Here is a 26,141-nt window from a genome sequence, read left to right as displayed (position 1 = left end):
TTCGTAAGAAGTTTGTGGCGATTATTCCGGCACTGCAAACCGACTACGAGTGCGATTTGCAAATGCCACCAATGACAACATCACCGGGACCTCGACGAGCACCCCAACGACGGTTGCCAGCGCCGCACCCGAATTCAAACCAAACAAACTGATGGCAACCGCAACCGCAAGTTCAAAGAAATTCGAGGTTCCGATCATGGCGCAAGGAGCAGCAATTCGATGCGGAACTTTCAACGCATAGGCCATACCATAAGCCAAGAAAAATATGCTGTAACTCTGAACCAATATGGGCACAGCGATCAGCGCAATTACAAATGGCCGGGCCAAAATCGTTTGCCCCTGCAGGCCAAACAAAATGACGACTGTGGTGATCAAACCTATAACCGACCAGGGCTTTACACGTGTCGAAAATGTATCGATTGCATCTTGCGACCCAAGCCACCTGCGCGTGATCAACCCGGCTATTAAGGGCAGAACTACATAGAGTACCGTTGCCAGGACAAGCGTTTGCCACGGAACCGAAATCTCTGTGACGCCCAATAAAAATGCTACTATTGGCGCGAACGCGACAACCATGATCAGATCATTCACCGAGACCTGCACCAATGTGTACGTTGCGTCCCCTTTTGTAAGTTGCGACCAGACGAAAACCATTGCAGTGCACGGAGCAGCCCCAAGCAGGATCAGGCCCGCAGTGTATTGAGCCGCGTCTTCAGGTTGTATCCATGGGGCGAAGACGAACTCAAAGAACAAAACAGCGAGGATCGCCATGGTGAAAGGCTTTATCAGCCAATTCACGACAAGGGTGATGATCAAGCCCTGAGGCTGACGCGCAACGCCCGCGACAGCACTAAAGTCAACGCCAACCATCATTGGATAGACCATTGCCCAGATCAACAACGCCACAACCAGATTAACGCTCGCTACCTCTGCCGATGCGATAACCTCGACCAGCCCGGGCACTGTCTGGCCAATTAATACACCCCCGATCATGGCAAGCGCGATCCAGACGCTCAGGTAGCGTTCAAAGATACTCATAAGATTGCCTCATTGGTCGGTGCTGTAAGTTTACAGGATATGAGTGCAGAAAGGCCGATCATGATTGCTGCAGTGCCCAGCACAAATGGAAGCCCACCCAATTGATAGGTCACGCCAGACAGAACGGTACCGATCAATCGGCCCGCGGCATTGGCCATATAGTAAAAGCCTATATCCATTGTGACCCTTTCAGATTTGGTGAATGCCAGGATCAGATAGGAATGAAGCGAAGAGTTGATCGCGAATATAGCCCCAAAGAGCAGCAAACCAATCACCAATGCAAAGGTCAGCCATGCCTGCGCCCCTGTAGACAGCAGGGCTGCGACAGTCAGAATTGCTGGGATGCAGAATAAAACAGCAGCCCAGTCACGTGCGGCGCGTATCAAATCTCGTTCAGAGCGCTCAGACGCGCGCAGGATTTTTGGCGCACTGGCCTGAACCGCACCGTATAATATCACCCAGATGGCCATAAACGTGCCGATCATAAAGAAGGCCGCGCGGTTCGCTTCCTCAGTGCCATCGGATAGCACGGCATAGAAATAGATTGGAATGCCGACGACAAACCAAACGTCCCGCGCGCCGAACAAAAAGACCCGTGCCGCCGAAAGCCAGTTTACATTGGCCGAATTCGAATAGACCTCAGAGAACTTGGCGCCCTTTCGCCCATTGGGAAGACCGACTGGCATGAAGGCAAGAATAGCACCCAAAACCACAGCCAGTATAATCGCCATAAGTAAAACGGCCCAATTAAAACCCAAAGTCGCCAACAGCGCCGCCCCGAACAAGAAACCAATACCTTTCACGGCATTCTTTGATCCTGTCAGGATGGCAACCCATCGGAATAGACCGCCACCTTCGGCTGGGGCAAGCAGTTTGACTGCCGATTTTGACGACATCTTTGCCAGGTCCTTGGCGACCCCACTTGCCCCCTGAACAATCATCACAAATGCCACCGAAACACTCATGGCCCATTGCGGGTCAAGCTGCGTCAGCGCTAGCAAGGCCACGATCTGCAGCGCCAGGCCTGCATAGAGAGTTGCCGCCAGCCCAAACCGGGCCGCAATCCAACCTGCAGCGAGGTTGGTCACCATTCCAGCGATCTCGTATAAAACAAACAGGTAAGCCAACTGCACCGGAGAGAAGCCCAGAGTATGAAAGTGCAACAGCACCAGCATCCTGAGCGCCCCATCGGTCAGCATAAACGCCCAATAGGCGGCCGTTACGGCGATGTAGGCCGGCAGACCATCAGGTCTTTGCGTCACAATGATGCCCCGACCATCAAGGCAACATCGACCAGGCGATGCGCATATCCGAATTCATTGTCATACCACGCATAGATTTTCACCTGGGTGCCATTCACCACCATGGTTGAAGGTGCATCAACGATCGAAGAGCGTTGGTCGTTTGTATAATCTGCCGACACCAAGGGTCGCGTTTCATAACCTAGAATACCGCTGAGTTGCCCTTCAGCGGCAGCCTTGAACAAGCCATTGACCTCCTCAATGGTTGTTTCTCGTTCAACCTCGAAAACACAATCTGTCAGCGACGCATTCAGCAATGGAACACGCACGGCATGGCCATTCAATCGACCCTTTAGTTCCGGATAGATCAGCGTAATGGCCGTTGCTGATCCAGTTGTGGTTGGGATCAACGAATTCAATGCCGAGCGCGCACGACGCAGGTCCTTGGCGGGACGATCTACCATTGTCTGCGTGTTGGTCACGTCATGAATCGTGGTCATCGACCCGTGCCGGATTCCAAGGTTTTCATGAATGACTTTTACGACCGGAGCGAGACAATTGGTCGTGCAGGATGCTGCAGTCACAATGTGATGCATTTTGGGGTCATATGTATCTTCGTTGACACCATATACAATGTTAGAGGCCGGACCGCCCTTGACCGGCGCAGAGACAACCACCTTCTTAACACCGGCTTCAAAATACGGGGCCAACTTGACCTCGGTCTTGAAGGCACCCGTGCAATCGATCACCATGTCGATGCCATCCAGTGGGAGTTTTGTCAGGTCGTTTGTTCCGACGAACGGTATGCGCGTTCCATTGATGGTGATGCTTTCGTCATCATGATCGAAAGACCCAGCCCAACGGCCGTGCACAGAATCAAACTCTAACAAGTGCGCGTGCATTGCGGCGTTACCCACCGCGTCGTTGATCCATGCGACACGTGCCCCGCGTTCCAAAAGCGGCTTCAGGGCAAGCTTTCCCATCCGGCCTAGGCCATTCACTGCATAAGTTGTCATGTTGTACTCTCAGCGGCAGATTTGCCGATTTCATCGATGGCGGATTGCAAGGTGAGGCGATCAAGGCTTTCGACCGGCAACGCAGAAAAGGCCTCAATCCGACGTTTAAGTGCACCATAGGCGTTTTGAAACGCGAGGCCCTTCTCCGCATGGGTACCCTCGGCCTTGACCGGATCCGCCATGCCCCAATGACCGCTGATCGGTTGGCCATCCCAAGCCGGGCATTCCTCGTTTGCCGCCTGATTGCAAACCGTAAAAACGAAATCGAGGTCTGGTGCATTCGGCCCTGAGAATTCAGCTATGTTCTTTGAATGCAAAGCCGAGATATCGTGGCCTTTGTCTTTCAGCACCTGAAGGGCAAACGGGTTCAATTCAGAGGAAGGCTTGATCCCTGCCGAGAATACATTGAACCGATCCCCGGCAATTTCGCGAAGCAGCGATTCCGCAAAGATAGAGCGGGCTGAATTTCCTACGCAGAGGAACAGCACGTTGAATTTCCGATCATCCTCGACGTCATTTCCCAAATCGAAGGGCATACACAAATCAGGTCGTCCGAGGCAGCAATCCAAGAATAAGTAGTCGAGCATTTTCCGCACAGAATGCATATCAATTGCATAGAGCAAAGAAGTTCCAACCCTCTGCTGATTTATGATCTGAGCGTTCTGCAGTGCACTAAGATAGCTCGACATGGTGCTGGGCTTGATATCGAGCGCCGAACCCAGCTCTCCAGCCGGTACCCGATCAGGATATCGCCGCATAAGCATCCGAAACACCGCTAGCCGATGTGGATGGCCTAATGTGTTAAGTTGGTTTGAGATATATGATTCCATATTTCGTGAAATATTAAAATTATATCTAGGATGCAATTACTTTCTATGAGCCAGGACTTCCAATGCAAGACAGACATGCTAACCAAAGGAACAGTGTGCACCAACCAAGGCTCTGAACAGAATGATTGCAAATCTGATGATGTATCAGCGCCCGCAGCTGGCAGCAGCCCATGATCGGTATTGGCAGCTGATACTTCGGAACCTGAATGAATTAGGTATAGATGGCCCCGAACATCTCTCTCAGAACGCAGAAGAGTTTTTTGTCTGGAAAAACCCGAATTTGGTATTAAGCCAGACTTGCGGCATGCCGTATCGCATCTGGCTGCATGACTTGGTCGAGCTGGTCGGCACACCGGACTACGGGCTTGAAGGCTGCCCCCCAGGATATTATCGAAGTGCACTTGTCGTGCGTTCCGATGATGCCCGACAGGACATCGTAGAATTCAGCGAGTCAATCTTTGCGTTTAATCAGACATTCTCGCAGTCAGGTTACGCTGCTCCGTACTGGCATCTACGCAAGCACGGTTTTTGGTTTCAAAATCGCCTACACACGGAACAGCATGTCAAATCAGCTCAAGCGGTCGCCTCAGGACGTGCGGACATCGCATCGCTAGACGCTATGTCCTGGAAACTGATGGAGAAGCATGATGCGTTCGCACAGGAATTGCGGGTTCTGGATTGGACCGCGCCTACACCTGGATTGCCGCTTATTACCGCGAATGGAAATGACGCAGATTCCATATTCAATGCAGTGAAATCTGCGATCGAACTCCTTGATCCGCTCGATCGGGGCCTTCTCGGATTGCGTGGTATCGTCCGAATTCCAAAAGACAAATACACCGAGATCCCCAACCCACCTTGATTTGAGCGTTTATCGAAGCTTCGGATCAAAGATTGAAAGGCAATCTGATTCAACCCGCGAGCTTGTAGCGATGAATCAACTCAAACCGCCCATCTTTGCGTTCACCACACAACGCGATCTGATCAACAACAAACGGAACCGGCAGCTCAGGCAGAGACTTCAATATCGTTTCTGTCCAGTCCGAAATATCCTGCTTGGGCAACCGTGCAGTAAGGGTCATGTGGAATCGGAATTCGTCCATCACATACGGGTAACCCCATTGGGTCAATAGGGCATTCTGACGGGCACTCATCCCCGGTCGCCGCCGCCGTTCAAGTTCTGCCACAGACAAGCGCGCTCGGAATTCATCCAAGTCTTGGACGCAGGCCGCAGCGACCCGTTGCAACGCATTAGATTCGCCGCGCGGTATCAGCGCCAAAAAGCGGCCAAGTCTGGTCAGTTCCAAACCGTCGCATTTCGCTGGAGCAAGCCCCGACGCCAACTCTGCCACGCGCATGTGCAGTTCCTCGGCTGTGCTGTCACCGGCCAACCGAAATGGCGGTTTCAACGTTCCGTGAAAGCCATATTTGCGCGGCGTCATCGTGATTCCATCCAAACCGGGAAAATCGAATAAAGGCGCTTCACACGCGCTGATAATGTCCCAACCGAGCCAGGATGCCCCGAAACGGGCAAACGGCCCCTGGGGTGGAACATAGTAGATCGCAAAACGAGTATACGACATGAACTCCTCTTATCCTGCATCCTCTGTGATAGCGATGTGTCAGGCATTCCGTGGCTTGCCAAGGTGCGGTTGGCTTTGCCTGATCAGGTTTTAACCGGGGCTGTGACCACCGAACAGGGCGTGGTTGCGGATACTCAAGAATGGGAGCACCGCCTTCGCGCTGGCCTCAACACTGTATTCTATGCACTGCACATTGGGTCTATGAACCGCGCCCTCACCCCCCATTGCTCGGCACCTGGAGCGATCGCAAAAGCGCTGTTTAACGGCAGGTAACCTTGACTAATCGCAGGTAGAAAAGGGTTGTCTCTAGGGCTTTGAGAATTGCGCCCACCTTTTCGTTGCCCATTCCCTGCAATCTTAAAACTTAGAGGGAATGCACCGGGATTCGAGATGGCCTAAAGGATTTTCATATAATATGCGGCAATCCGGCGCTTGAACTCCGTCAATCTAATGTATACGAAAGTATACTATACTGATCCAGCGACAATTATGCCGCCACGAATATCGCCCCATAGCATGCCAGAGATGCGGAAAAATAACATGAGCCTCTACAACGACTACTTGACCGAGATTGAAGACCGCAAGCAACAGGGTCTCAGCCCCAAGCCCATCGATGACGGTGCACTGACCCGCGAAGTTATTGACCATATCAGAGACTCCGGCAGTGCGCACCGCGATGAATGCCTGCACCACTTTATCTATAACACCCTGCCCGGCACCACGAGCGCCGCGGGTGAAAAAGCGCAATTTTTAAAAGAGATCATTCTGGGCACTGTTGAGGTCGAGGAAATCAAGGCAGCTTTCGCCTATGAGCTATTGAGCCACATGAAAGGCGGCCCGTCGGTCGAAGTGTTGCTTGACCTTGCACTGGGCACCGACGAAGCGACAGCGCGCGATGCGGCTGAGGTGCTCAAGACTCAGGTCTTTCTTTACGAGGCCGATACAGATCGCATCAAGTCGGCCTATGAGGCAGGCAATGCCATAGCTTCAGACCTTCTGGACAGCTACGCCAAGGCAGAGTTCTTTACCAAGCTTCCTGAGGTCGACGAAGAAATCAAAGTTGTCACCTATGTGGCTGCAGAGGGCGATATCTCAACCGACCTCCTAAGCCCAGGCAATCAGGCACATTCCCGCGCTGATCGTGAGCTGCACGGCAAGTGTCTGATTTCGGAAGACGCTCAAAAAGAAATTGAGGCACTGAAACTTAAGCATCCAGATGCACGTGTCATGCTGGTCGCTGAAAAAGGCACGATGGGCGTCGGATCATCGCGCATGTCTGGGGTTAACAACGTGGCCCTTTGGACCGGCAAGCAGGCTAGCCCGTATGTTCCGTTTGTCAACGTCGCACCCGTCGTGGCGGGAACGAATGGCATCTCTCCCATTTTCCTGACCACGGTAGGCGTGACCGGTGGGATCGGTGTGGACCTTAAGAACTGGGTCAGAAAGACGGATGAAGACGGCAAGCCGATCCCGAACAATGACGGCAACCCGGTGCTCGAACAGAAATACTCGGTTGCGACCGGAACCGTTCTGACAATCGACACAAAGCAAAAGAAACTATTTAGCGAAGATGGCAGCGATGAACTGGTCGATATGGCCGGATCATTCACACCGCAAAAGATGGAGTTCATGAAGGCTGGTGGGTCTTATGCCATCGTGTTCGGCAAAAAACTGCAGACATTCGCCGCTGAAACTCTGGGGATCGAAGCACCGCAGGTCTTTGCGTCTTCAAAGGAAATCAGCGTCGAAGATCAAGGTCTGACCGCGGTCGAGAAGATCTTTAACGCAAACGCACTGGGTGTAGCGTCCGACAAGGTGCTGCACGCAGGGTCTGACGTGCGGGTGCGCGTCAACATCGTTGGCAGTCAGGACACAACCGGACCAATGACGGCACAAGAGCTTGAGGCCATGGCCGCTACGGTCCTTTCTCCTTCGGTCGACGGGGCCTATCAGTCGGGATGTCACACGGCTTCTGTCTGGGATGCCAAAGCGCAGGCCAATACGCCCAAATTGATGGCTTTCATGCACAAATTTGGCTTGATTACCGGTCGTGATCCAAAGGGCGTCTATCACGCGATGACAGACGTTATCCACAAGGTTCTCAACGACATTACTGTTGACGATTGGGCAATCATCATTGGTGGTGACAGTCATACCCGGATGTCCAAAGGTGTCGCTTTTGGCGCGGACTCTGGCACCGTGGCTCTAGCTCTGGCGACAGGTGAAGCCACCATGCCAATCCCTGAATCCGTAAAAGTGACCTTTAAGGGCAAGATGGCTGATCACATGGACTTTCGCGACGTGGTTCATGCGACACAGGCGCAGATGCTGGCACAACACGGTGATAACGTATTCCAGGGTCGGATCATCGAAGTGCATATTGGAACGCTGTTGGCGGACCAGGCCTTTACCTTCACCGACTGGACTGCGGAAATGAAAGCCAAAGCTTCAATCTGCATATCCAACGACGAGACCCTGATCGAGTCACTGGAGATTGCCAAATCGCGCATCAAGATCATGATCGAAAAGGGCATGGAGAACGATGCCCGGATGCTCAACAGCTTGATCGAGATCGCGGACAAGCGCATCGAGCAGATCAGGTCGGGCGAGAAACCCGCGTTGACACCCGATGAAAATGCCAAATACGCTGCCGAGGTCATTGTCGATCTGGATGAAATCGTTGAACCAATGATCGCGGACCCAGACGTCAACAATGCGGATGTCTCAAAGCGTTATACCCACGACACCATCCGCCCGATTTCATTCTATCGCGCAGAAAAGAAAGTGGACCTTGGGTTTGTTGGATCATGCATGGTGCACAAGGGTGATATCAAGATCGTCGCTCAGATGTTGCGCAATCTCGAGGCTGATCAGGGCGATGTCACATTTAAGGCTCCGCTCGTCGTGGCCGCTCCGACTTACAATATTGTTGATGAATTGAAGGAAGAGGGCGACTGGGAAATTCTGCAGAAGTATTGCGGATTTGAGTTTGACGATGCTGCGCCTAAGGTCCAGGCCCGTACCGAATACGAAAACATCCTTTATCTTGAACGTCCGGGCTGCAACCTTTGCATGGGCAACCAGGAAAAAGCAGCCAAAGGGGATACGGTTCTAGCCACATCGACACGCCTGTTCCAAGGCCGGGTGGTTGCGGATTCCGAAACCAAAAAGGGTGAATCCTTGTTGGGCTCGACTCCTGTTGTTGTCCTATCGGCAATTTTGGGACGTACACCAACGCTGGATGAATACAAAACAGCGGTTGAAGGCATCGATCTGACCAAGTTCGCACCTCCAATCCAGAAGCCCTTGGCTGGTCTGTCCGTACATTTCTAGATCGGCAATCAACATCGGGAAGACGGTGGAAGATGCAGGGGCGTTAGTCTTTGTAGATGCGGTGCAATTTGCGCCGCATCACTTGGTCGACGTTAAAGAACTGGGCTATGATTTTCTGGCCTTCTCCTCGTATAAGTTTTTCAGACCGCATTTGGGTATTGTCTGGGGACGTCTGGCGTTGTTGACTTCGCTCTTCCCCTACAAGGGGCGGTGCGTGTCGGATGCAAACCCGAACCGATAAGCGATGGGCGCCCCTCGATACGAGGTGCTGGTGGGCCTGTCGGCGACTGTACGTTATTTTGAGGAAATCGGTTGAGCCACTGGAGGCAGCGGCGGAGATAAGAATCGCAAGGGTTGACCATGGATGATCGTCGGATCAGAACAGTGGCGATCTGGGTTCACTGCCCTGCGGCAAGGCTCGGTTACCTGACTACACCAGGTCAGTATATTTCCGTTCAGTCGGCTTGGGCCTTGAGGGCATCGCCATGGTTTGTGGCATCTGAAAGCTTCCTCAGGCGCAAGGACTGAGCAACAAGGAGAGATGAGATGAAAATCAAGCCTTTTGGCGTTGAGATCTGGATGAATGAATTCGAGAACCATTGCGAGTTCAATCTGGCCGAAACCTGTGTTGCATCTCTGACAATCGAGCAGCTTTTGGAATTGTCCGGCAAAAACTCCGACGTTCTTGACGATCTCAAACCAATGAAGCTGACCTATGGCGCGATCGAAGGGTCTGACCGATTGCGTGATGCGATTGCGACGCTTTATGAACGGCAAGAGCGCCAAAATATTGTCGTCACACACGGGGCAATCGGGGCTAATGCGCTGGTCCATGAAACGCTGGTCGAACCGGGCGACCACGTGATCTCGGTCCGGCCAACCTATCAACAGCATTATTCGATCCCCGAGAGTTATGGCGCCACAGTTGATATCCTTCACCTGCGGCCAAAAATCGGCTTTTTGCCCGATCTCGATGAATTCGCCAATTTGATCCGACCAGACACAAAGTTGATCGCAATCAATAACCCCAACAATCCGACCGGCGCATTGATGGATGCAGGCTACCTGGAGCAGTTCATTGAGATTGCCCGGCGCAGTCAGACCTATGTGCTGTGTGACGAGGTGTATCGTGGCACCAGCCAAACCGGCGACGGATTCTGCCCCGCGATAGCGGACCTCTATGAACGAGGTATCAGCGTGGCCGGTATGTCCAAGACCTTTTCGCTGGCAGGATTGAGACTGGGTTGGATCGCAGCGGCAACGGAGGTGCTGGAGGCGGTCTCCATCCATCGCGATTACAACACGATCAGCGTTGGAATGCTTGACGATTATTTCGCCGCCCTCGCGCTGGAAAACAAATCCCGCATTCTGGAGCGCAGCCACCGTATTACCCGCGGAAACCTACAAATCCTTGATGATTGGGTATCGAATGAACCCAGGATTTCTTATGTCAAGCCACAGGCGGGCACCACCGCGTTGCTTAAATACGATTTCGATATGTCGTCTCGCGAATTCTGTGTCTCACTGCTGGAAGAAACTGGGGTGATGTTCACACCTGGCTCAGTTCTGCATATGGAGGGTTGGTTACGTATCGGTTACGCCAACAACCCTGAAATTCTTAAAACCGGTCTTGAAAAGGTCAGCGGCTATCTGAAGCGGCTCGAAGAGAGAGGCGTTCCCTTCGCCACAGAAACCATCACTTGAACGGGCCAATCCAAGAAAAACTCTGGAATGCAATGCAGAACCACCCACGTTTTCTGTCTGCATTTTTATAAGTTAAACAGACGGTTCTTTAAAGAACCGTGCAGAAGGCCTCGTTCAAAGCCCCGTACGTTTTTCGAATTGCCCCGGGCCCGTATGTAGTCGCCACATTGAATTTGTTGCGTTGTCTTTTGGATCAGTATCATTACGGTGATCGTATTTCTTACTTGGTTCGCAATTTTTTTTGCCCAACTGTTTGCTTTAATGCGTTCTTGGAGGAACCCAACGATGAATGACACCCCAAAACAAAAGCGCGGTCTAGCAGCCTCTGCTGTAATTCTGAGTGCGCTATTGAACAGTACTGCCTTCGCCCAACAGACCACAGACGCGGTCGCACCCGAAGCAGCCACCACCGGTGCACTGGACAAACTGTCAGAGCGCGCTGAAGCCGCCTTGGTAAAGCGCGATGCCGGGCAGCCCGTTGTCGCTTCAGACTGGATGGTCTCGGCAGCGAACCCGTTGGCTGTGGAAGCTGGCGCTCGTGTTTTGTCAAAAGGCGGAACTGCAGCGGACGCCATGGTCGCCGTACAATCTGTACTTGGATTGGTAGAACCTCAGTCTTCGGGGCTGGGCGGTGGTGCATTTCTTGTCTGGTTTGATGCCGAAACTGGTGAACTGACCACATTGGATGGCCGCGAAACAGCTCCAATTGAAGTGAATCCACGTCTGTTTCAGGACGCTGAGGGCGAAAAACGGGGGTTCTATGACGCGGCCATCGGTGGCATCTCGGTCGGCGTGCCAGGCACCCCTGCCCTTATGGAAGACGCGCATCGCCGCTGGGGCAGCGCAAACTGGCCCTCTTTGTTTGAGGATGCAATAGACTTGGCCGAAAACGGGTTCACAGTTACACCCCGCCTTGCAGGTATGATCGAGTGGGATGCTGAGCGACTCAGTCAAGTGCCGTCAACAGCCGCATATTTCATGCCCGATGGCGCAGGACTACAGGTTGGCGATCATCTGCAGAACCAGGCCTACGGGCAAACTCTACGTAGTTTTGCGGTCGAAGGGGCCGATGCATTTTATACGGGTGAAATTGCCGAGGATATTGTGGCAACAGTGCGTGGGGCCGTACGCAACCCAGGGGTTCTTAGCATGCTGGATATGACCAACTACCGTGTGGTGGAAAGACCTGCGGTCTGCGCGACATATCGGAGCTTTGAGGTCTGCGGTATGGGACCGCCATCATCGGGGGGCCTAAGTGTCGGGCAAATCCTTGGCCATTTGCAACCTTATGATATTGCCGCGATGGGCCCCGAAAGCCCAGAGGCATGGCGTCTGATCGGGGATTCCTCGCGGCTCGCTTTTGCTGATCGTGGGCGGTATATCGCAGACAGCGATTTTGTTCCAGTTCCGGTTGGCGGCCTGCTGGACGAAACCTACCTGAAAGACCGTGCATCGTTACTAGAAGGCCCAGCGGCGCTGGATACCGTCTCACATGGACAACCCGAGTTCGACCACGTGCTGCTTTGGGCCGACAATATCGATATGTCGATGCCCTCCACATCTCATATTTCAATCGTAGATCGCTATGGAAATGTGTTGTCGATGACCACGACCATCGAAACAGGTTTTGGTTCACATTTAATGACCAAGGGCGGCTTTCTGCTGAACAACGAATTGACCGATTTCTCGTTTGCCACACATAGTGATGGTGTCCCGATTGCAAATGCAGTTGCACCGGGAAAACGACCAAGATCATCAATGGCACCGACGATTGTAATGCAGGACGGAGAGCCGGTTCTAGCGGTTGGATCACCGGGCGGGTCACGGATCATCGGTTATGTGGCACAGGCTATTATTTCCGTATTGGACTGGGACATGGATGTCCAAAGCGCCGCAGCCGCTCCTCATCTGATCAATCGGTTTGGCACATATGATCTCGAAGAAGGGACGGATGCCGAAGCCCTGGCTCCGGCGCTGGAAGAAATGGGATTTGAAACCAACAGCCGCGCACTGACCAGTGGATTGCATATGATCAAAATCAGTCCTACCGGATTGGAGGGCGGCGCAGATCCGCGTCGCGAGGGCATCGCATTGGGCGAGTAATCGCACCTATAATGCAGAGACGGAAAGGCGGCTGATCAACAGCCGCCTTATCAAATCGGACTATCGACTGTCAAAAACACATCCCTGCGGCGGCACTCAATCGGTAGGCGGCGCCTTAAAAACCGGTCGGTTTGGGTCGCCTCCCTTATCAGCGCAACATTCGTCCTGATGAAATTCGATCACTTCCCACAGACGATTATATTGCGGTACACAACGGAGAACGGGACGCAATCCAACTTAACTTAGACTGCGGTCTGAAGTTCCTGCCAGCGGTGACAGGAAACGGAATGGCCGGCTTCGCATATCTCCATCTCAGGCTCTTTCTGTCTACACAGGTCTGTCGCAGAGGGGCATCGTGTGTGGAACTGACATCCTGTTGGGCGGTTTGTCGGCGATGGGATCTCACCCTCCAACCGCTGCACTTTTCCTTTATCATCGGGGTCCAGAGAAGGGATCGCCGAAAACAACGCCTTCGTATAGGGATGCCGAGGTGCCTCGAACAACTGCCGCGTCGGGGCACTTTCCATAATCTGACCAAGATACATTACTGCCACATGATCGCAGGTATGTGCGACCACGGACAGGTCGTGGCTGATAAACAGGTAAGTCAGGCCCATTTCATCTTGCAACGACTTAAGCAAATTCAAAATATCGGCCTGAATCGACACGTCCAAAGCTGCGACACTTTCATCTGCAATAACAAACCGAGGTCTGGACACCAGTGCGCGAGCGATCGAAATACGCTGACGCTGACCCCCGGAAAACGCATGTGGGAAACGGCGCAGGTGTTCGATATTGAGCCGACACATCGCGGCCACTTCGCGAACCCGCTCGTCCACCTCATCACGCGACTTACAGAGCCCCATAACTTCAAGAGGTTCAGCGATAATGTCGCGCACCGTCATGCGTGGCGACAACGCTGCGTAGGGATCCTGAAAAATCAACTGTGCCCTTCGCCGGTATTCTTTAAGATCTGCTCCGGCCAGATCTCCAAGGTCATAGTTTACTTCGCCATCATCATAATGTGCTGAACCGCCTGTGATCGGTACCGCGTTCAACAGGGCACGACCAAATGTCGTTTTTCCAGACCCGCTTTCACCGACCACCCCAAAGAACGACCCCTTTGGGATGGCGAGAGTTACATGATTAACCGCTTTCAGGACCCGCCTATTGAAGAGTTGGCCACCCACCGGGAAACCAACCGAAAGATCGCGTGTTTGGATTAGGTATTCAGAACTCATTCACTTATCCTTCAGCGCACAAGTGACACGCGGTGCGGTGATTTTCGCCCGTATCAGACCATTGCGGCACAACAGTGCGACAAATGTCGCCTATCACCTTGCCGCAACGGGTGTGAAAGACACATCCCGCAGGCCGTTCCAGAGGTGACGGAATATCTCCTGGGATCGGCATGAGCGGTTTCTCCAGGTCATCCAACTGCGGCAGGGCATCGATCAGACCTTTGGTATAGGGGTGATATGGGTTCCGAATAACTTCGCGCACCGGTCCCTGCTCAATCATCTTGCCCAGATACATCACCGCCACTTTGTCTGCGGTTTGTGCGACGACGCCAAGATCATGAGTGATAAAGATAATCCCCATGCCGAACTCAGCCACGAGGTCTTTCATCAGATCTATTACTTGCGCCTGAATGGTTACATCCAAGGCCGTCGTGGGCTCATCCGCAATCAGCAGCTTGGGTTTGGTCGATAGGGCCATGGCTATCATCGCCCGTTGCCGCATACCGCCGGACATCTCAAACGCATATTGCCCAAACCGAGTGGATGCGTCAGAGATACCGACCCGGTCCAGCATTTCAATTGATAGCTCTTTAGCCTGTTTCTTGGACAAGTCAGTGTGGATCAACAACTGCTCAACCATCTGGCTGCCGACTGTCATCGCCGGCGCAAAACTGGCCATGGGTTCCTGAAAGATCATCGAGATCGACCCACCCCGTACAATTTCCATATCGCGGGGGCGTTTCAGGCTCATGACATCCACTGGGCCGCTATCAAGATGCAAGGTAATCCGACTTTCCGGAGAATAGACCGCATTTCCCGGATTAAGCTTCATCAGAGATTTCGCAGTCACGGACTTTCCAGAACCACTTTCCCCTACAAGGCCCATGACTTCGCCGGGCGCCAGCGAGAAAGACACATCATCTACCGCAGTGATCAAACCTTCGTCGGTCTTAAATTGCAGCGTAAGATTTTCGACGTCGATCAGGCTCATTTGCGGGTCTCCGAATATGGATCAGCGGCATCACGCAATCCATCACCAACGAAGACGAAAGCCATGACAAGAGCGATGAAGAAAAAGACCGGAATAAAATACCAATGGTAGTTCAATAAAACGTCCGCCTTGGTCACGTTCTGGAGCATTACTCCCAATGAATTGACCGGATCCTTAAGCCCTAGCCCAATAAAACTGAGAGCCGTCTCCGACAGAACAACATACGGAAACGAGATCACCAGATCGACGATGATATAGCTGGTAAAGCTGGGCAGGAGATGTCGCCGAATAACGTGCCCTGCAGATGCTCCGCAAAGTTGAGCCGCCAAAACATATTCCTGATTACGCTCGGTCAGCAGATGAGTTCGCACCCTTCGCGCCAGCGTCGGCCACCCGACCAATCCCAGTATCAGTGTAATAACGAAAAATCTGGTCTCGGCTGACCACTCGGGCGGAATAAAGGCCGCAATAGCCATAAAGAGCGGGATCGAAGGCACCGTCCTGACCGCGTCGGTAATCATCTGGATCACGCTGTCAATCGCGCCACCGTAGTAGCCAGCAATCCCCCCGATCATCAGCGCAAGAACGAATGAGATCACTACTCCCAGAGTTCCCACCTGAAGCGACGTCCAGACAGCATGAAGCGTACGCGAGAAGATATCTTTGCCCGCACTATCAGTTCCGAATAGATGAACGTATCCTTGCTCCATACCGAACAAATGGATGTTGCCAGGGATAAACCCGAATAGCCTGTAGCTATCTCCCTTTACGAAGAACTCCATATAGCGGCGTTCATCCTCGTTGACCTTCTCAACCCAACGAAAATTTGTCGCCAATGATCGTTCGCGTGTCACAGTGTGCAGGAACGGACGTATGGAACAGCCATTCTTGTCGCAGAATTTCGGGATCTGAGGGGCCCCATTCAAATAATCCTTATCCCGCCCCGCTATTGTCGGATCATAGGGTGACAGAAATGGTGCAAAAAGACCTGAAAGGATCAATACAACCAGCACTGTAGCGGCAATCATGGCCGCCCGTTGTTTTTTGAATCTGGCCCAGATCAGTTGGCGCTGTGAAGCCGTAAAGTAAGCTTCTTTTGCCTTCTGATCGTCAATTTTCGTGGACGTTTTTGCAGACATGGGCGTTACCTCAGAATGCTCTTGCGCACGCGCGGGTCAATTACAGCCAACAGGATGTCGGTCGCGAAGTTCAGCGTGACGATGGCAGCTGTCAGCAAGAATATGATCGCACCAGCCAACTGCTGGTCATTCGACCGTGCCAGCGCCTCAAGCAGTAGAGATCCAGCTTCGGTGAGTGTCAGGATCAGGGCCACAATGGGCAGTTCATTGAAGATACGGTTCAGGTCGAATCCAAGCGAGTTGACGATCGGCCCCAGCGCATGGCGTGCGGGATAGCGCCATAAGAGTCGGCGGCCATATATCCCGCGCGCGGCGGCGGCGGTCACGTAAAGCTTACCGATCTCGTCCGACATCAGTGCACGAACGGTTTGCAGAGCAAATGCGGTTGCCGACCATCCCAGAATGAAAATCGGCAGCCAGGCATGCTTCAAAAGATCCACAAACTTGGCCCATGACCAGGGCGCTTCACGATATTCAGGACTGAACAGGCCGGTCAGTGTTTCCCCAAAATACACGGTGGAAAACAACATCACCATCAACGCCAGCAGAAAGTTCGGCATTGCCAGACCCAAATAGCTGACGAGCCGCAGGGAATTGTTGAGGAAAGCGTTCCTTGACGCCGCCGAGATAATGCCAACCGGAATTGCGATCATATATGCCAGTGTCAAAGAGCCCAAGCAGATCCACAAAGAGATCCAAAACTTGTCACCTAGAAGTTGCGCGATATTGACGCGCAAAATGCAGCTATCCCCGAAATCACCGCGGAAAGCGCCGCTTAACCAAGTAGCCCAACGTACCAGAAAAGGACGATCAAGCCCCAGCCTTACCCTCTCAGCCTCGATATCAGCCAACGTAATGGCCGAGCCCTGCGTGTTTTTGTAGGCGAGATAGCGTTCAGCACAATCACCCGGCACAAGCTCCATCAGTGTAAAAACGATGAGCGAGACCAACACGAGAGTGACCACAGCCATCACTGCGCGCGTGGCGGCAAAGCGAGCGAATTGGAGCATTTCTTAGTTCCTGGCTAGCATGTGGAAAGGGGCGCTGACGCCCCTAACCGTTGTCTTAGATTGAAACGCCTATCACTCCGACAGCCACCACTGGGCAGGGCGGTACGGATAGGTTCTATAGAACTCGTAGGACTGCGTTTTGAATTCAGTGAAGTTCTGCAGGTTGTTCGAATGATAGATCGGGGCCGGAGCATTAACTGTACCAATGAACAGCATCTCCCCAGTCATGATCTCGACCATCTTCTGCGCAGCGGCGACCGAGGCGTCTGATCCGGGCGCACTGGATTGGTAGGTGTCCAATGCCGCTTTCAGATCAGCAACCCAAGCTGGTGGTTCCACACCATTTTCCCCATTTGAACTGATGTATTCCGCCCACAGCATACCGGTACGCACGTCGAAATACCCGTCAAACGGCGGTACCCAGATTTCACCATCGCCAAGAACCGAACCGGCTGGCTGGCTTTTGAGCCACATGCCCATGTCCAGAGTGTTTGCCGATTGCGCGGCACGAAACTCATCCGAGGTAACCTCTTTGATTGCCGTGTTGACGCCCACATCTTTCCAATTCTGTGCGATCAGTTCCACCAGTTGAGCCGATGCGGATTGCGTCGAGAACTGCCAGTCCAGCACAAACGGATCACCGTTTGGCAGATCGCGGAAACCGTCTCCGTTCTGATCAACAAGGCCAACTTCATCCAGAAGAGCATTTGCACGTTCCTGATCAAAGTTGATCTCGTAGTTCGACCACTTTTCGTCGATGAAATCCGGACGTGGAGAAAAACCAATATACTGTGTTGGCTCACCAAGACCGAATGCGGTTACCTCATTTAGCTGATTGCGATCCATCGCAACCGACATCGCTGTTCTAAAACGAATGTCATTGAAGATCGCTCTTTTAGCTTCATCCTCAGCAGTAACGTTGAACGTCAGCACCGGGTAGCCAATTGCCGGCTTCACTTCTAAAGTGTAGTTCCCGCTTTCCTGACCTTCCAACAGAACCGGAGCAGATGTCAGGTTTACGCCCTGCGACTTGTAATCCACCTCACCGTTCAACAGTTTAAGGTTCCGCACCTCTTCATCTGGAACATAGGTCTCATCCATCTCAGAGATATAGGGCAGCTGGTTTCCTGCCGTATCCACCTGGAAGAAATATGGGTTCGCAACGTAGTGGCGCCCCTCTGTGCTTTCCTTGACCAGAATGTGGCTTTCCAATGTTGGCATCGCATCCTTGGGCAGACCTGCCAGTTTATCACCCGCGGTCAACATCGGAGATGGCGTGTCCATCCAGTCGGAATTACCGTAATAAGCTTTAATCAGCTCATAACCGTTCTCATATCCAAGTGCTTGTGCATTGGCGTCCGCATTTGCATCCAGAGCCGGATGGAACTGTTCAAAGAAATGCTTTGGCTGGAAGGGCTGAACATACGTGAAAGAGAACGTCTCTGTCAGACCCGGCTTCGGCGCTGCCAGCGCAAAACGAACGGTAGTTTCGTCCAGCGCCTCAACCTTCATCGGTTCACCACCTGCCAGCGCGTAGTCCTTCGCTTCGGCTATAACGTTGGTGTCCATCATCAGGTTATCATACCAAAAGACAACATCTGCGGATGTAAATGGCGCGCCATCCGACCATTTGTGACCTGAACGCAGATGAACCGTCAGCTCGGTGAATGCGTCATTCCATTCCCAGGACTTCGCAACATTGGGCACCAAGGTTTGCAAGTCGTCGGAATAACGGAACAGATTGACGTGGCGCACAGACAAGAAGTCGGATGTACCGCTTTCCGTAGCGTTGGACAGCGCGTCCAGCTGGCCACCATACTGACCAATACTGTCGTAGGGCACGATAACCAGTGGATCAGCTGGCAACCGATCCGCTACTGCTGGTAGGGCTTCGTTGCCTCGGATCATGCCGTTGAGATCTGCGATAGATGGATTTTCCGAAAATCCAAGCGTACAATTTCCTGCGGACTGGAATTCAGACAGATCAAATTGCTGAGGATATGCCCCATCCGTCAGGCCTTGCATATCTACCACCGTCGCAGTCGGACAATTTGCCCAGGCAGCACTTCCAAGAGTCGCAAATGCGGCTCCGGACATCAAAAGCTTCTTCATGATAACCTCCCTAAAGATAGCTCTGTTTCTTAGTTTTCTTCATCTATGGCGGCATTGGCATCATCTGCACTTGCGCCATTGCTGGTTCCACCCCTTTCAGAAGCGACGTGGACCCTGACCCCAGCCTCATGCAGCGCCGAACCAAAGTTGGCGGGTGGGGTAATATCTGTGACCAGATCGGTCACTTGATCAAACCGACAAGCGATATTGGCCGCTCGCGCTCCAAATTTTGTGTTGTCCGTTGCGACAATCGTACGTGCGGTGTTGTCCAAAAGCGCGCGTGTCAGCTCGGCTTCCAGCAGATTCGAGGTCAGCACTCCGCCTTTCAGAGACAAGGCATCGGCACCACAGATAATGGCGTCATAGCTATACTGACACGCCAGTTGCTCGGCGGCACGCCCAAAGCTTCCGCGTTCTGAGCGGATGACTTCGCCTCCGGCAAGAATGGCGCGCGTACCGTTGTGATCTGCCAAAGATGCGATAACCGACAGCGAATTGCTCACTACCAAAAGGTCCTTATGATCGCGGAGCTGTTCCGCAACATGCGTCATGGTCGAGCCTACCGAGACGAATATCACCATTCCGTCTTCGATGATCTGGCTGACCCGATTTGCAATAAGGGTCTTCTCTTTCGCATTATGTTCGAGCGCCCCAGAGAACATTGGCGTGTCCTGCGCCCGCGACAGATACGTCCCTCCGTGAACACGTTCGACCATGTTTTCGCGTGCGAGCGCTTTGACAAGACGGCGAACGGTTTCTTCGGACACATCCATGACTTGGGCGATTTGGGTGTTGCGTGCAGAGCCGCCCAACCGTGCCAACACGTCAAGAAGCTCCCGCCCTCGATGTGGTATGTTTCCACTATCATCGTTCATTTTTTAACTTCGCCATAATTCCACTTATAAATCCACAAAAAAAGTAATAGTTTTGTGACAATTTTGGTTTTTCATAAAAATATATATCCAATTCAAACATAAACGGTCACGCCGTCAACTGCCCAACGGGCGAGTCATTACGGCACAAAATGATTGTTGTATTACTTCCTGACAGCTCAGGACGCCAAAGCGATCAATGCCACGCCGACAGCCATAATGATTGCAGCCATGATTCGACGGACCGGGTGACCTTCACCAAGCAGCAAATACCCAATCAGAGCCGCAAATATCACGGACGTTTCCCGCAAAGCCGAAACGGCACCAAGAGGCGCGAAGTTTTTTGCATAGAGGACAAGACCGTAGGCTGTCATCGAAACGAATCCACCCGTGAGCCCGATAACCCATGTCTTAGCAGGTAACGTCAACATCGCCCTGCCACGCCTGATACCAACAAAAGCCGCTATGAAAACATGCAACAGAGAGTGCCAAGCCCAGTACCCAAGCGTATTTTCGGACAGGCGCACTCCGACACCATCGACAAGCGAATAGGCTGAAATACACACTCCGGTTCCTAGGGCAAATCCCAATGCCGCGCGGCCAACGCCCTGACGTAACGCCGCCCAGCTGGATAGCTGAATAGCCCCCGCGATCAGCGCTATGCCCAACCACGCTTGTGCGGGCAGCACCTCACCCACAAAGAGCATTGCCCAAAGCGAAACCAATGCAGGCACGATGCCGCGCGCAATCGGGTAAACCACGCTGAGATCGCCATGTTTATATGCCTGACCGAGCATATAAAAATACCCGAAGTGGATCACCGTTGATCCCAACAAATACGGCCAGCTTTCAATGGCTGGAAAAGGCAGATAGGTCACCAAGATCAGGCCCGGGAAAACATGCCCAAGCGCGACCAGCCCCAACGTCACTGTTCGGTCACCGGCTGCCTTAACGATCGTATTCCAAGCGGCATGCAAAACTGCCGCCGCAAGGATAATTATGATGATGCCCGTGCTCAAATGACGTGTATTAAATCAGCGCATTAAACAGGTGGCGCAAATTTTCGCGTGTCAGTTCCACTGGATTGCCACCACAAGACGGGTCAGAGATTGCCCCTTCCACAAGCGCATCCATCTTGTCTACAGTTACGCCCATCTCGGACAACTTTCGCGGAATATTAAAACCGTCATTGAAGTCCTGCACAAAGCTCTGAAAGCCCTCAAATCCCCCATCAATACCCAGATAACCAGCCGCCAGATTAAAGCGATCGCGAATGACGTCCGCATTGAACTTGAGAACCTCCGGCATGCACACAGCATTTGTGGTGCCGTGGTGAGTGTTAAAGATCGCGCCGATCGGGTGACTCAAGGCGTGAATAGCACCTAGTCCCTTCTGAAAGGCCGTGGCCCCCATGGCTGCTGCACTCATCATATGGGCCCGTGCCTCAAGGTCCGTACCGTCTGCATAGGCCCGCGGCAGATTGTTGATGACAAGGCGCATGCCTTCCAGTGCAATACCCTGACTCATCGGATGGTAATGTGGCGAGGAGTACGCTTCAACACAATGAGCAAAGGCGTCAAGACCGGTGCCAGCCGTAATGAACTTGGGCATGCCAACGGTCAATTCCGGATCACAAATCACAACCGAGGGTAAAACTTTCGGGTGGAAGATGATTTTTTTGACGTGAGTTTGTGAATTCGTGATGATGCTCGCACGGCCAACTTCCGAACCCGTACCCGCAGTGGTTGGTACCGCAATGATGGGCGCAATTACATCGGCATCCGCACGTGTCCACCAATCGCCCACATCTTCAAAATCCCAGATCGGACGCGTTTGATTGGCGTGGAATGCCACCATCTTACCGAGATCGAGACCGGACCCGCCGCCAAATGCAATGACCCCATCATGGCCACCCTCTTTGTAGGCGTCCACACCCGCCGCCAGATTCAACTCTGATGGGTTCGGATCCACATCAGAAAACAAACCGCGACCAAGACCCTCCGCTTCCAGGATATCGAGCGCGCGTTCCGTGATCGGCAAATTGGCCAATCCTTTATCCGTCACCAATAACGGGCGGTTTATTCCGAGATCCTTGCAGGCACCCGCCAACTCAGAAATGCGCCCAACGCCAAATTTGATCGCGGTCGGATACGACCAGTTTCCCGTGATGCTCATTCTCTCACCTATTCAATTCAAAGGGTGCATGCACCCAACATGTGATGTCTGCGTTGCCACAGAGATTACTTAGTCACCTTTTTCAGGTGATAGCTCTTTGGTCGGGTTAAGTTGTGATAACCAATGACCGACAATCCGCCGCCACGTCCGGTGTTTTTACAACCCGTCCAGCAAAGACCGGGATCAAGATAATCTGCCCGGTTCAAGAACACCGTGCCAGTCTCGATCCGATCACCTATGTGGGCTGCCCGGTCGACGTCCTGCGTCCAAAGACTTGCTGTCAGCCCAAACTCGCTGTCATTCATCAAAGCAACAGCTTCATCGTCTGAAGACACTTTCATGATGCCAACAACTGGGCCAAAACTCTCGTCACGCATCACACGCATATCATGATTGACGTTTGTCAAAATCTGCGGCGTCAGATACGCGCCACCATCATCTTCGGCAAACAGATCGATATGCGCGACAGCTCCATCTGCGAGAGCCTCTGATATCTGCGCCCGGACTTCCGCAGCAAACCGCAAATTGGCCATTGGCCCGATCGTCGTCTCAGCATCTAAAGGATTGCCAAGCTTGTATCCCTTTACAATCTCGACGGCCTTCTCAACAAATTGATCATAGAGACTTTCATGCACATAGATACGTTCGATGCCGCAACAGCATTGGCCAGAGTTGAACATCGCGCCATCGATCAGGGTGTCAACCGCAGCGTCCAGATCGGCATCCTCCATCACATAGCCGGGATCTTTTCCTCCAAGCTCGGTCCCGACTCCGGTAAAGGTTCCTGCGGCAGCTCTCTCCATGGCAATTCCACCACCGACGGAACCTGTGAAGTTTACATAATCAAACGCATTGCCTGCGATCAGATCATTGGTCACCTCATGGGTTAGGAAAACATTCTGGAATACGCCTTCTGGCACGCCCGCAGAATGAAATGCTTGCGCCATACGTTCCCCGACTATCAGTGTCTGAGTTGCGTGTTTCAGCAAAACCGCATTGCCCGCAATCAGTGCCGGAGCCACCGTGTTGATCGCAGTCATGAACGGATAATTCCAAGGGGCTACAACAAAAACCACACCGTGCGGAACACGCTTGATATAGCGTTTGAAGGTCGCATCCTCGCCCACTTCGATATCAGCAAGGCTTTCCGAGGCAATAGATGCCATGTGGCTAGCGCGTTCATTGAACCCACCGAACTCGCCACCATAGCGCACCGGGCGGCCCATCATTTTTGCGATTTCAGGAACGATTTCATCATTCATCGCCCCGACAGCGGCAACCCCAGCCATAACCAAATCGATCCGCTCTTCTAGCGGGCGCGAAGCCCAAACTGCCTGTGCGCCTCGGGCGCGCTCTGCCGCAGCAAAGGCCTCATCCCGTGACAGAGCCACGCGTTCTGCAAATACCGACCCGTCAATCGGTGAGATACATTTCAAAACCTGATCCATGCCAGTTCTCCAGATGCAGGGATTCCACCCTGTCTATTCAAAGAAAGTCCCATAAACCCAACGAGCGACGTTCCGAGGGCAATACGGAGCTATGCCCGCTCAAATCCGCGCGCGATCTCGTAGTCAGTCACGACACGTTCAAATTCTTCGATTTCCACCTCAGCAGCGTGCGTATAGTGGTCGATGGCTTCGTCGCCCAAAGCCGCGCGAAGCATCGTAGATCCGTGTAACGCGTCACGCGCTTCGCGAAGATTACCCGGAATCATCCCGGATTCTCCCTGATATACGTCACCTTTGGTTGGAGCTTGAAGCTCTAGGCCCTGTTCAATACCTGCAATACCTGCGGCAAGCATGCCTGCCATGGCAAGATAAGGGTTCATATCGGAGCCAGGGATCCGGCACTCAATACGAATAGCTTTTGTACCATCGCCACAAAGTCGGTATCCGGCAGTACGATTATCCACCGACCAAATGATGCGGGTCGGTGCAAAAGTACCCTTCATGAACCGTTTGTAGCTATTGATGTAGGGCGCCATGAAGTAGGTGTAGTCTGGCGCATACTTCAACAAACCGGCGGTATAGGCCTTCATTACTTCAGACATGCCCAAACTGTCGCTTGGATCAAAGAACGCATTTGAACCCTCTTTCCAAAGCGATTGATGAACGTGGGACGAACTGCCTACCTTGTCATGGTGCCATTTCGGCAGAAATGTCGCCGCATGGCCTTGCTGCCACGCGATTTCTTTGACGGCGTGTTTTGCGATTGTGTGATAAGCCGCCGTGTCCAATGCTGAGGCATACTTGATATTCAGCTCTTCCTGACCGGTCTCTGCTTCACCTTTCGAATTTTCCACCGGAATCCCAGCATTCCACAAATGATTGCGGATCGGGCGCATCACGTGTTCTTCCTTTGTGGTTTGGAATATGTGATAATCTTCGTTGTAACCCGATATCGGCTCCAGATCCCGAAACCCGCTTTTGCGGATTTCATCAAAGTTCTTTTCGAAGAGAAAAAACTCCAGCTCAGTTGCCATCTTAGCATCATATCCAAGCGCATTCAGGCGTTTTACCTGCGATTTAAGCATCGCGCGTGGAGAATGAGGGACCTCCTCATGTGTGTGGTGATCAAGAATGTCACACAGCACGAGTGCCGTACCTTCCAGCCACGGTACCGGCCGTAGCGTGGTCAAATCAGGCTTCATAACATAGTCGCCATAGCCCCGCTCCCAGGAAGTCGAAGCGTAGCCATCCGGCGTTCCCATCTCCAGATCAGTTGCCAGCAGGTAATTGCAACAGTGCGTTTCCTCATAAGCACCCGCAACAAAATGCGCCGCGTGAAAACGTTTCCCCATCAAACGTCCCTGCATATCTGCAAAACAGACCAAAACAGTGTCGATTGCGCCGTCTTGGACCTCCGCTTGAAGGTCCTCAAAAGTCATCGTTCCGCCCATGACAATTCCTCCAAATGAGCGATTTCCTTTATGGCAGGTTGAAGAAGCGTCAATAGCTCTTCCGTGATCTCCGCCACATCCTCCGGAGAGCGCATCAGATCATTGCGCACTTCGATCATGACATTCGCCAATCCACGGGACTGGGCGTGCAACCTGAGCGAATGTGTAACCCCATCGCCGGGTCCGTAAGGTTCATTCCGTTCTACCCGACGATGCGAAAGTAAAGTTTTCCGCGCCAGCATCGCGTCGGCCAGGCGACTGTCTTCATCATGCAACAGCCCGATTTCGACCGCACGCTTTGCGCCGTAATATATCGGCGTAAAACTGTGTATCGTCACAACCACCGGATCGTTGTTGCGGGCTTCCAAAACGCCTGACACGGCCGCACAGAATGGTCCATAGACAGACTGTATTCTTGCATCGCGCTGTGACTGGTTCAGATTCTGATTTCCCGGAACCTCAATCAGCTCGGACCTTTCCGGTATCGCACTTGGCGCATCCGGTGGACGGTTACAGTCGTAAACCAACCGCGAAACCCGCAATAGTATGGCGGGCGCATCCAGCGCGGCACTCAAGGCCAATGTAACCTCACGCGCACCAGGGTCCCAAACCGCGTGGCTCAACCTGTCTTTATCGGCAAGGCCCAATTCGTCATAGGCTTCGGGTATTGTGGAGCTTGCATGCTCGCACAACAACACGACACGACCCTTGCCATTCGGATTCAATATCTCAACCGGGTCGATCATGCGCCTGCCACCTCCCTGTAGAGGTTTGCACCAAGGCTGAACTTTGTGCCACGACGCACCACATGAACGACAAAACCATCAGCATCGCCGCGCGCACAAATTCAAATA

22 protein-coding genes are annotated in these 26,141 nt (G+C 52.8%); 6 read left to right on the top strand and 16 right to left on the bottom strand.

Annotated elements, in window-relative coordinates:
• Nucleotides 1-21 precede the first annotated feature (21 nt).
• Genes arsB through AC2FI7_RS18095 form a run of 4 tightly spaced genes read right to left on the bottom strand, consistent with a single transcriptional unit; the run spans nt 22 to nt 4,125 of the window.
• A complete protein-coding gene (gene arsB / locus AC2FI7_RS18110) occupies nt 22-1,038 on the bottom strand; it encodes an ACR3 family arsenite efflux transporter (protein WP_010443449.1) in 1,017 nt (338 codons plus the stop codon).
• Nucleotides 1,035-2,300 (bottom strand): organoarsenical effux MFS transporter ArsJ, encoded by a 1,266-nt coding sequence (gene arsJ / locus AC2FI7_RS18105; protein ID WP_496816444.1) that lies wholly within the window; start codon nt 2,298-2,300, stop codon nt 1,035-1,037. The genes arsB and arsJ overlap by 4 nt, the downstream gene beginning before the upstream one ends.
• The gene (locus tag AC2FI7_RS18100; RefSeq protein WP_010443447.1) at nt 2,297-3,295 is read right to left on the bottom strand and encodes an ArsJ-associated glyceraldehyde-3-phosphate dehydrogenase; all 999 of its coding nucleotides are present in this window, start codon (nt 3,293-3,295) and stop codon (nt 2,297-2,299) included. Before AC2FI7_RS18100 ends, arsJ begins: the two co-directional genes overlap by 4 nt.
• Nucleotides 3,292-4,125, bottom strand: coding sequence for an arsenate reductase/protein-tyrosine-phosphatase family protein (locus tag AC2FI7_RS18095; RefSeq protein WP_496833544.1), 834 nt, complete (start codon nt 4,123-4,125; stop codon nt 3,292-3,294). The genes AC2FI7_RS18100 and AC2FI7_RS18095 overlap by 4 nt, the downstream gene beginning before the upstream one ends.
• 121 nt (nt 4,126-4,246) lie before the next feature.
• On the opposite strand from AC2FI7_RS18095, the gene AC2FI7_RS18090 reads away from it, so the two are divergent.
• The gene (locus tag AC2FI7_RS18090) at nt 4,247-4,987 is read left to right on the top strand and encodes a phosphate/phosphite/phosphonate ABC transporter substrate-binding protein (protein ID WP_010443445.1); all 741 of its coding nucleotides are present in this window, start codon (nt 4,247-4,249) and stop codon (nt 4,985-4,987) included.
• A 49-nt stretch (nt 4,988-5,036) separates the two neighbouring features.
• On the opposite strand, the gene AC2FI7_RS18085 is transcribed toward AC2FI7_RS18090, so the two are convergent.
• Complete coding sequence (locus AC2FI7_RS18085) at nt 5,037-5,708, bottom strand: DUF1045 domain-containing protein (RefSeq protein ID WP_010443444.1); 672 nt, start codon at nt 5,706-5,708, stop codon at nt 5,037-5,039.
• A gap of 36 nt (nt 5,709-5,744) precedes the next feature.
• Between AC2FI7_RS18085 and AC2FI7_RS18080 the strand changes: the two genes are divergently transcribed.
• From AC2FI7_RS18080 to ggt, 5 genes are all read left to right on the top strand, one after another.
• Nucleotides 5,745-5,981: a hypothetical protein gene (locus AC2FI7_RS18080; RefSeq protein ID WP_010443443.1), complete on the top strand. Its 237-nt coding sequence runs from the start codon at nt 5,745-5,747 to the stop codon at nt 5,979-5,981.
• Nucleotides 5,982-6,248: 267 nt separating this feature from the next.
• Entirely contained in the window at nt 6,249-9,041 is a 2,793-nt protein-coding gene (locus tag AC2FI7_RS18075; protein ID WP_496816439.1) for a bifunctional aconitate hydratase 2/2-methylisocitrate dehydratase, read from the top strand.
• Nucleotides 9,019-9,282, top strand: a complete 264-nt coding sequence (locus AC2FI7_RS18070; protein ID WP_083829043.1) for an aminotransferase class V-fold PLP-dependent enzyme — start codon at nt 9,019-9,021, stop codon at nt 9,280-9,282. Before AC2FI7_RS18075 ends, AC2FI7_RS18070 begins: the two co-directional genes overlap by 23 nt.
• A gap of 305 nt (nt 9,283-9,587) precedes the next feature.
• Nucleotides 9,588-10,745: an aminotransferase gene (locus tag AC2FI7_RS18065; protein WP_496833542.1), complete on the top strand. Its 1,158-nt coding sequence runs from the start codon at nt 9,588-9,590 to the stop codon at nt 10,743-10,745.
• Nucleotides 10,746-11,030: 285 nt separating this feature from the next.
• The gene (gene ggt / locus AC2FI7_RS18060; RefSeq protein WP_010443439.1) at nt 11,031-12,848 is read left to right on the top strand and encodes a gamma-glutamyltransferase; all 1,818 of its coding nucleotides are present in this window, start codon (nt 11,031-11,033) and stop codon (nt 12,846-12,848) included.
• A gap of 242 nt (nt 12,849-13,090) precedes the next feature.
• Here the strand turns inward: ggt and AC2FI7_RS18055 are convergent, their stop codons facing one another.
• The 11 genes from AC2FI7_RS18055 to AC2FI7_RS18005 all read right to left on the bottom strand — a co-directional run bounded on the left by AC2FI7_RS18055 (nt 13,091) and on the right by AC2FI7_RS18005 (nt 26,033).
• The gene (locus AC2FI7_RS18055; protein ID WP_010443438.1) at nt 13,091-14,089 is read right to left on the bottom strand and encodes an ABC transporter ATP-binding protein; all 999 of its coding nucleotides are present in this window, start codon (nt 14,087-14,089) and stop codon (nt 13,091-13,093) included.
• A 4-nt stretch (nt 14,090-14,093) separates the two neighbouring features.
• On the bottom strand, nt 14,094-15,080 hold the full coding sequence (locus tag AC2FI7_RS18050; RefSeq protein WP_010443437.1) for an ABC transporter ATP-binding protein: 987 nt from the start codon (nt 15,078-15,080) through the stop codon (nt 14,094-14,096).
• Entirely contained in the window at nt 15,077-16,219 is a 1,143-nt protein-coding gene (locus AC2FI7_RS18045) for an ABC transporter permease (protein WP_010443436.1), read from the bottom strand. The genes AC2FI7_RS18050 and AC2FI7_RS18045 overlap by 4 nt, the downstream gene beginning before the upstream one ends.
• A 5-nt stretch (nt 16,220-16,224) precedes the next feature.
• Nucleotides 16,225-17,229, bottom strand: coding sequence for an ABC transporter permease (locus tag AC2FI7_RS18040; protein WP_010443435.1), 1,005 nt, complete (start codon nt 17,227-17,229; stop codon nt 16,225-16,227).
• Nucleotides 17,230-17,301: 72 nt separating this feature from the next.
• Nucleotides 17,302-19,341, bottom strand: a complete 2,040-nt coding sequence (locus tag AC2FI7_RS18035) for an ABC transporter substrate-binding protein (RefSeq protein ID WP_496816436.1) — start codon at nt 19,339-19,341, stop codon at nt 17,302-17,304.
• A 29-nt stretch (nt 19,342-19,370) separates the two neighbouring features.
• Complete coding sequence (locus AC2FI7_RS18030; protein WP_010443433.1) at nt 19,371-20,216, bottom strand: DeoR/GlpR family DNA-binding transcription regulator; 846 nt, start codon at nt 20,214-20,216, stop codon at nt 19,371-19,373.
• A 176-nt stretch (nt 20,217-20,392) separates the two neighbouring features.
• The gene (locus tag AC2FI7_RS18025) at nt 20,393-21,232 is read right to left on the bottom strand and encodes an EamA family transporter (protein ID WP_010443432.1); all 840 of its coding nucleotides are present in this window, start codon (nt 21,230-21,232) and stop codon (nt 20,393-20,395) included.
• 10 nt (nt 21,233-21,242) lie between these two features.
• Entirely contained in the window at nt 21,243-22,388 is a 1,146-nt protein-coding gene (locus tag AC2FI7_RS18020) for an iron-containing alcohol dehydrogenase (RefSeq protein ID WP_010443431.1), read from the bottom strand.
• Between the two features lie 65 nt (nt 22,389-22,453).
• Entirely contained in the window at nt 22,454-23,836 is a 1,383-nt protein-coding gene (locus AC2FI7_RS18015) for an aldehyde dehydrogenase family protein (RefSeq protein WP_010443430.1), read from the bottom strand.
• 89 nt (nt 23,837-23,925) lie between these two features.
• A complete protein-coding gene (locus tag AC2FI7_RS18010) occupies nt 23,926-25,287 on the bottom strand; it encodes a glutamine synthetase family protein (RefSeq protein WP_496816433.1) in 1,362 nt (453 codons plus the stop codon).
• Nucleotides 25,272-26,033 (bottom strand): N-formylglutamate amidohydrolase, encoded by a 762-nt coding sequence (locus AC2FI7_RS18005; RefSeq protein ID WP_010443428.1) that lies wholly within the window; start codon nt 26,031-26,033, stop codon nt 25,272-25,274. Before AC2FI7_RS18005 ends, AC2FI7_RS18010 begins: the two co-directional genes overlap by 16 nt.
• Nucleotides 26,034-26,141 lie beyond the last annotated feature (108 nt).

The organism is Ruegeria sp. YTSA064 (assembly GCF_059610325.1).
Note: the sequence above shows the minus strand (reverse complement) of the source record. Positions and strands in the feature narration are given on the sequence as shown.

Excerpts from the sequence above, each read along its gene's own strand:
- AC2FI7_RS18100 (WP_010443447.1), bottom strand. The coding sequence starts at position 3,295 with ATGACAACTTATGCAGTGAATGGCCTAGGCCGGATGGGAAAGCTTGCC.
- AC2FI7_RS18005 (WP_010443428.1), bottom strand. The coding sequence starts at position 26,033 with ATGATCGACCCGGTTGAGATATTGAATCCGAATGGCAAGGGTCGTGTC.
- AC2FI7_RS18020 (WP_010443431.1), bottom strand. The coding sequence starts at position 22,388 with ATGAGCATCACGGGAAACTGGTCGTATCCGACCGCGATCAAATTTGGC.
- AC2FI7_RS18075 (WP_496816439.1), top strand. The coding sequence starts at position 6,249 with ATGAGCCTCTACAACGACTACTTGACCGAGATTGAAGACCGCAAGCAA.
- AC2FI7_RS18050 (WP_010443437.1), bottom strand. The coding sequence starts at position 15,080 with ATGAGCCTGATCGACGTCGAAAATCTTACGCTGCAATTTAAGACCGAC.
- AC2FI7_RS18010 (WP_496816433.1), bottom strand. The coding sequence starts at position 25,287 with ATGGGCGGAACGATGACTTTTGAGGACCTTCAAGCGGAGGTCCAAGAC.
- AC2FI7_RS18040 (WP_010443435.1), bottom strand. The coding sequence starts at position 17,229 with ATGCTCCAATTCGCTCGCTTTGCCGCCACGCGCGCAGTGATGGCTGTG.
- AC2FI7_RS18045 (WP_010443436.1), bottom strand. The coding sequence starts at position 16,219 with ATGTCTGCAAAAACGTCCACGAAAATTGACGATCAGAAGGCAAAAGAA.
- AC2FI7_RS18090 (WP_010443445.1), top strand. The coding sequence starts at position 4,247 with ATGATTGCAAATCTGATGATGTATCAGCGCCCGCAGCTGGCAGCAGCC.
- AC2FI7_RS18085 (WP_010443444.1), bottom strand. The coding sequence starts at position 5,708 with ATGTCGTATACTCGTTTTGCGATCTACTATGTTCCACCCCAGGGGCCG.
- AC2FI7_RS18065 (WP_496833542.1), top strand. The coding sequence starts at position 9,588 with ATGAAAATCAAGCCTTTTGGCGTTGAGATCTGGATGAATGAATTCGAG.
- AC2FI7_RS18030 (WP_010443433.1), bottom strand. The coding sequence starts at position 20,216 with ATGAACGATGATAGTGGAAACATACCACATCGAGGGCGGGAGCTTCTT.
- AC2FI7_RS18015 (WP_010443430.1), bottom strand. The coding sequence starts at position 23,836 with ATGGATCAGGTTTTGAAATGTATCTCACCGATTGACGGGTCGGTATTT.
- AC2FI7_RS18055 (WP_010443438.1), bottom strand. The coding sequence starts at position 14,089 with ATGAGTTCTGAATACCTAATCCAAACACGCGATCTTTCGGTTGGTTTC.
- AC2FI7_RS18035 (WP_496816436.1), bottom strand. The coding sequence starts at position 19,341 with ATGAAGAAGCTTTTGATGTCCGGAGCCGCATTTGCGACTCTTGGAAGT.
- arsB (WP_010443449.1), bottom strand. The coding sequence starts at position 1,038 with ATGAGTATCTTTGAACGCTACCTGAGCGTCTGGATCGCGCTTGCCATG.
- ggt (WP_010443439.1), top strand. The coding sequence starts at position 11,031 with ATGAATGACACCCCAAAACAAAAGCGCGGTCTAGCAGCCTCTGCTGTA.
- AC2FI7_RS18095 (WP_496833544.1), bottom strand. The coding sequence starts at position 4,125 with ATGGAATCATATATCTCAAACCAACTTAACACATTAGGCCATCCACAT.